Annotated in this window: 3 protein-coding genes, 1 tRNA gene and 1 pseudogene; 3 read left to right on the top strand and 2 right to left on the bottom strand. The window is 75.5% G+C overall.

Annotation, left to right across the window (positions count from 1 at the left end; genetic code table 11):
* Positions 1-55 precede the first annotated feature (55 nt).
* The 3 genes from J0670_RS30375 to J0670_RS30365 all read left to right on the top strand — a co-directional run bounded on the left by J0670_RS30375 (position 56) and on the right by J0670_RS30365 (position 3,150).
* Positions 56-129: transfer RNA gene (locus J0670_RS30375), tRNA-Pro, on the top strand.
* Positions 130-601: 472 nt separating this feature from the next.
* On the top strand, positions 602-2,455 hold the full coding sequence (locus tag J0670_RS30370; RefSeq protein WP_207814944.1) for a prolyl oligopeptidase family serine peptidase: 1,854 nt from the start codon (positions 602-604) through the stop codon (positions 2,453-2,455).
* An 8-nt stretch (positions 2,456-2,463) separates the two neighbouring features.
* Positions 2,464-3,150 (top strand): hypothetical protein, encoded by a 687-nt coding sequence (locus J0670_RS30365; RefSeq protein WP_207814943.1) that lies wholly within the window; start codon positions 2,464-2,466, stop codon positions 3,148-3,150.
* Positions 3,151-3,234: 84 nt separating this feature from the next.
* Here the strand turns inward: J0670_RS30365 and J0670_RS30360 are convergent, their stop codons facing one another.
* Positions 3,235-4,017 (bottom strand): SURF1 family protein, encoded by a 783-nt coding sequence (locus J0670_RS30360; protein ID WP_207814942.1) that lies wholly within the window; start codon positions 4,015-4,017, stop codon positions 3,235-3,237.
* A gap of 74 nt (positions 4,018-4,091) precedes the next feature.
* A pseudogene (locus J0670_RS30355) lies at positions 4,092-4,772 on the bottom strand (hypothetical protein); the annotation flags it as partial.

The following is a 4,772-nucleotide window of genomic DNA, read 5'->3' as shown; positions in this document are numbered from 1 at the left end:
GCGTCCGGTAGAGTTCTACTCGTCGCGAAGGAGACGGAGCGACAAACCGCAAGACCGGGGTGTGGCGCAGCTTGGTAGCGCGCTTCGTTCGGGACGAAGAGGCCGTGGGTTCAAATCCCGCCACCCCGACCCAGTAACACCAGCTCAGGGCCGGTGTCCCGCAAGGGACACCGGCCCTGACTGGTTCTCCCGGGGCTATCGGGGGAATTCCGGGAGAAAACCGCCGGGAAAGTGGCCTCCGGGGCTACCGCTGAATCTCTTTCAGCAGTGCATCGAGAACCGCCACGGGCGCCGAGCCGGTGGTGGTCGGCTTCGACGTGTTGGCGGCCACTGCGGAGGGCCGGGACGGCTCGGTGTGCGGCTTCCCGGACCGTGTGCCGGGCGTCTGAGGCCCGAGGCCGCCGCCGGATCCCGGGTCACCGTACGAGGGGCGTCGCAACCCCGCGGCGGTGCCCCCGCCGCCATGGGGACCGGGCGGGCCGAACACCCGGTTGAACCGCCGGACGACCGCACGTTCGTGAACGCCCCGATCTCGCCGGCCGGGCGGACAGAACCCCACCACCCGTTCCGTTCCCTCCCCCCGATCGGGTTGGATGGTCGGATGAGCGAGGAGAAGAGCACCGTACCGGCGTGGGAGCAGCGGTTCAGGGCGGCCCGGGTCTCACTGCCCGACTGGGCCGAGGACGCCCCCGACCGGGCGCTGTACGTGTCCAACGCGACCGGCACCTACGAGGTGTACGCCTGGGACCGCGCGACCGGTACCCACCGTCAGGTCACCGACCGCCCGAACGGCACCACCGACGCCGAGCTGTCCCCGGACGGCGCCTCGGTCTGGTGGTTCGACGACCACGACGGCGACGAGTTCGGCGTCTGGCGCCGCCAGCCCTTCGCGGGCGGCCCGGACGAGGAGGCCGTGCCCGGCCTCGCCCCCTCCTACTCGGCCGGCCTGGCCCTCGGCCGCGACGGCACGGTGGTCGTCGGCCGCTCCACCGACGAGGACGGCACCACCCTGCACCTGCGCCGCCCCGGCGCCACCGAGCCGGTCGAGATCTACCGGCACGCCGAGTACGGCGGCGTCGGCGACCTCAGCCACGACGGCACCCTGCTCGCGATCGACCACACCGAGCACGGCGACGCGATGCACTCCGCGATCCGTGTCGTCCGCATCACGGAGGACAGCCGGGTCGAGACCGTCGCCGAGCTGGACGAGGTGACCGGCCGGGAGGAGCCCCGCGGCGTCGCCTGCCTCGGCTTCGCCCCGGTCGAGGGCGACACCCGCCTGCTGGTCGCCCACCAGCGCACCGGCCGCTGGGAGCCGATGATCTGGGACGTCGCCACCGGCGCCGAGACCGCCCTCCCGCTGCGCGACGAGCAGGGCCGCGAGCTGCCCGGCGACGTGTCCGCGCAGTGGCGCCCGGGCGCCGGGGAGCTGCTGGTCGAGCACGAGTACGAGGCGCGCAGCGAGCTGTTCTCGTACTCGCTCGCGGACGGCCGGCTGACCCGCCTGGAGACCCCGCGCGGCACCGTCGGCGGCGCCACCGCCCGTCCGGACGGCACCGTCGAGTACCTGTGGTCCTCCGCCGCCGAGCCCGCCGCCGTCCGCTCGACCGCCGGGACGGTCGTTCTGCGGGCGCCCGGCCCGGTGCCGCCCGGCTCGGTGCCGGTCGAGGACGTGTGGGTGGACGGGCCCGGCGGGCGGGTGCACGCCCTGGTGCAGCGGCCGGCGGGGGCCGCCGGGGGGCCGTACCCGACCGTGTTCGAGATCCACGGCGGCCCGACCCACCACGACAGCGACTCCTTCGCTGCCGGCCCGGCCGCCTGGCTGGACCACGGCTTCGCGGTGGTCCGGGTCAACTACCGCGGCTCGACCGGCTACGGCCAGGCCTGGACCGACGCGCTGCACGAGCGGGTCGGCCTGATCGAGCTGGAGGACATCGCCGCCGTGCGGGAGTGGGCGGTCACCAGCGGGCTCGCGGACCCGGAGCGGCTGGTGCTCACCGGCGGCAGCTGGGGCGGCTACCTGACCCTGCTCGGCATCGGCGTGCAGCCCGGGAACTGGTCGCTCGGCGTCGCCGCCGTGCCGGTCGCGGACTACCACACCGCGTACGCCGACGAGATGGAGGCGCTCAAGTCGCTCGACCGCACGCTCTTCGGCGGCACCCCGGAGGAGGTCCCGGAGCGCTTCACCGCCTCCTCGCCGCTGACCTACGTCGAGCAGGTGCGGGTGCCGGTGTACATCAGCGCCGGGGTCAACGACCCGCGCTGCCCGATCCGGCAGATCGAGAACTACGTCGAGCGGCTGGAGCGGCTCGGCAAGCCGCACGAGGTGTACCGGTACGACGCCGGGCACGGCTCGCTGGTGGTGGAGGAGCGGATCAAGCAGCTGCGGCTGGAGATCGACTTCGTCCGGCGGCACCTCGGCCTTCCGGACGGGACCGCCGGAGGGGCCGAGTGAGGCGTCGGTTGACGCTCGCCGGGGCGGCGGTGGCCGGGGCCCTGGTGCTCACCGGGTGCTCGGGCTCGCACGGGGACGAGGCGGCCTGCCCGCCCCCGACCGGTCCGGCGGTGGTGCCGAGCCCCTCGGCCGCCGTGCCGACGCCCGGCCGCTCGACGCCCCCGGCGGGCGCGGTCCCGTCGACGGGCGGGGTGCCCGCCGTACCGCTCGCCACGGCGACCCGGGCGAGTTCGGTGGGTGCGGGGCCGGCCGTCGTACGGGCGGCGTACGAGCCGGAAGGGAAGGAGGACGAGGAGCAGGCCGCCAAGGGGTCGGGCGGCTCCAAGGGCTCCTCCGGCTCGAAGGGCTCGGGCGGCTCCGGCGGCTCCGGCGGCTCGGGCGGCTCCGGCGGCTCAGGGTCCAAGGGCTCGGGCGGCTCGAAGGGCGGCCGTACCGTGCACCACCACATCGACCACTACGACTCGGAGGGTGGGACCGGCAGCGGCCGCAGCCACTGCCACGGCGGGGCGCAACCGCTGTCCGACGAGACGTCGACACCGTTCGGCGGCCAGACCCCGGCCGCCCCGGCCCCTTCGCCGACGCCGACACAGGCTCCGACGCAGACACCGGCACAGGTTCCGGGGCAGGCGCCGACCGCGACCCCGACCGCGCCGCCGGCCAAGCAGGCGCCGGCGCCCGGCAAGCCCGCCCGCTAGCAAGCCCATCGCCAGCAAGCCCACCGCCAGCGGCCCGCCCGTTTGGCGGGTCCGCTCCGGAGCAGGGCCGCGCCCGAAGAGGGCTCAGTCCAGGACCGGGTCCAGTCCCAGGGCCCGGTCCTGCTCCGCCTCCGCCTCACGGCGCACCAGCCGGAACCACATGAAGATCACGAATCCGCCGAAGACGAACCACTCCAGCGTGTAGCCCAGGTTCTGGAACGCCCGCAGCGTGAGCCCGTCCCCGCCCTGCGGCTGGACGGTCGGTACGGCGGTCAGCCCGGCGGGCACCTGGTCGGCGGCCACCCAGCCGTCGTACCAGCCGTCGTACTCCAGGACGTTCAGCAGCGAGGCCCGGTTGATCATGCCGAGCTGCCCGGCGGGCAGACCGCCCGCGACCGCGCCGTTGCTGCCCACCGACTCGTTGGCCTGGAGCCGCCCGGTCACCGTCACCGGCCCGGTCGGCGCCGGCTCGACCGCCCCGGACGGGGATCCGGCCGCCCAGCCCCGCACCACGGCGACGGCGTGTCCGTCGGCGGTGCGCAGCGGGGTGAGCACGTAGTAGCCCTGCTTGCCGTCCAGCACCCGGTTGGGGACGAGCAGCTGGTGCTCGGTGTCGTAGCTGCCGGTGATCGAGACCGGCTTGCCGACGGTCTCCGTGGTCACCTGCGGGCTGGCCGGGGAGAGCAGCGCGTCGATCGGCCGGGTTTCACCCGATGCGGTGAGCGACTGCTCGGTCTCATGGTGCGTGGTGACCCGGTCCTCGAACCGGCCGAGCTGCCAGGAGCCCAGCCAGACGCACACCACCACGGCCGCCACGGCCAATGCGGTGCCGCCCAGCCAGCGCGGAGTCAGGAGGAACCGGTACACACCCCCCACGGTAACCACTCCTCACACCGGCGCCGACCACTGGGTCCGCGGGGGCGCCGCGAGCGGCCGTCCGTTCACCCCGCCGTGGGCGCCCCCGTCTGCGGTGCGGCCCCGCCCGCGGACTGCACGCCGCCCCGGTAGAGCGTCCCCCCGCAGGCGACCGGCAGCGAGGCCGTCGCGGCCGACGGACTGCCCGGGGCCGGGGTGTGCGCGATGGTGGCGGTCCCCGTCCGGCCGGTGGGGTTGGCGGTCGCGGTGGCCGTCGGACTGGGTTCCACGGTGGGACCGGCCGAGGGCGAGGAGCTCGGCTGCGGGTTGGCGGTCGGGGCCGCGGAGGCGCCGGAGCCGGGGACGCCCCCGGTGGCCGGGGCCTGGGTGTTCAGGGACACCTGGCTGACCCCGAGGGACGGGTCGGTCGCGCCGCCGGCCGGGGTGCAGCCTTGGTCCGGGACCCACGCGAACGGCACCCGGTACCCCGCCTGCGGCGCGAGCACCGGCGGCTCGGCGTCCATCGCGGGCAGGCTGTCGCCCGCCGGGTCGCCGGGTGTGTGGTCGGCCGTACGGACGCGGCTGCGGTCGGCGCCGCTGACGGCGGTGACGGCCACCGCGCCCGGCCCGCCGAGGCGGCAGCTGCGGCCGGAGACGTTGTACACCGTGAAGGCGCCGTAGATCCGCCCCTGCGCGTCCGCGGTGCCGACCTGCGCGGTGCCCTGCCCGAGGTCCGTCCGGGTGCACAGCGGGACGATCCCGCCGTC

It is taken from the genome of Streptomyces sp. FH025, assembly GCF_017427025.1.
Lineage (GTDB): Bacteria > Actinomycetota > Actinomycetes > Streptomycetales > Streptomycetaceae > Kitasatospora.
Note: the sequence above shows the minus strand (reverse complement) of the source record. Positions and strands in the feature narration are given on the sequence as shown.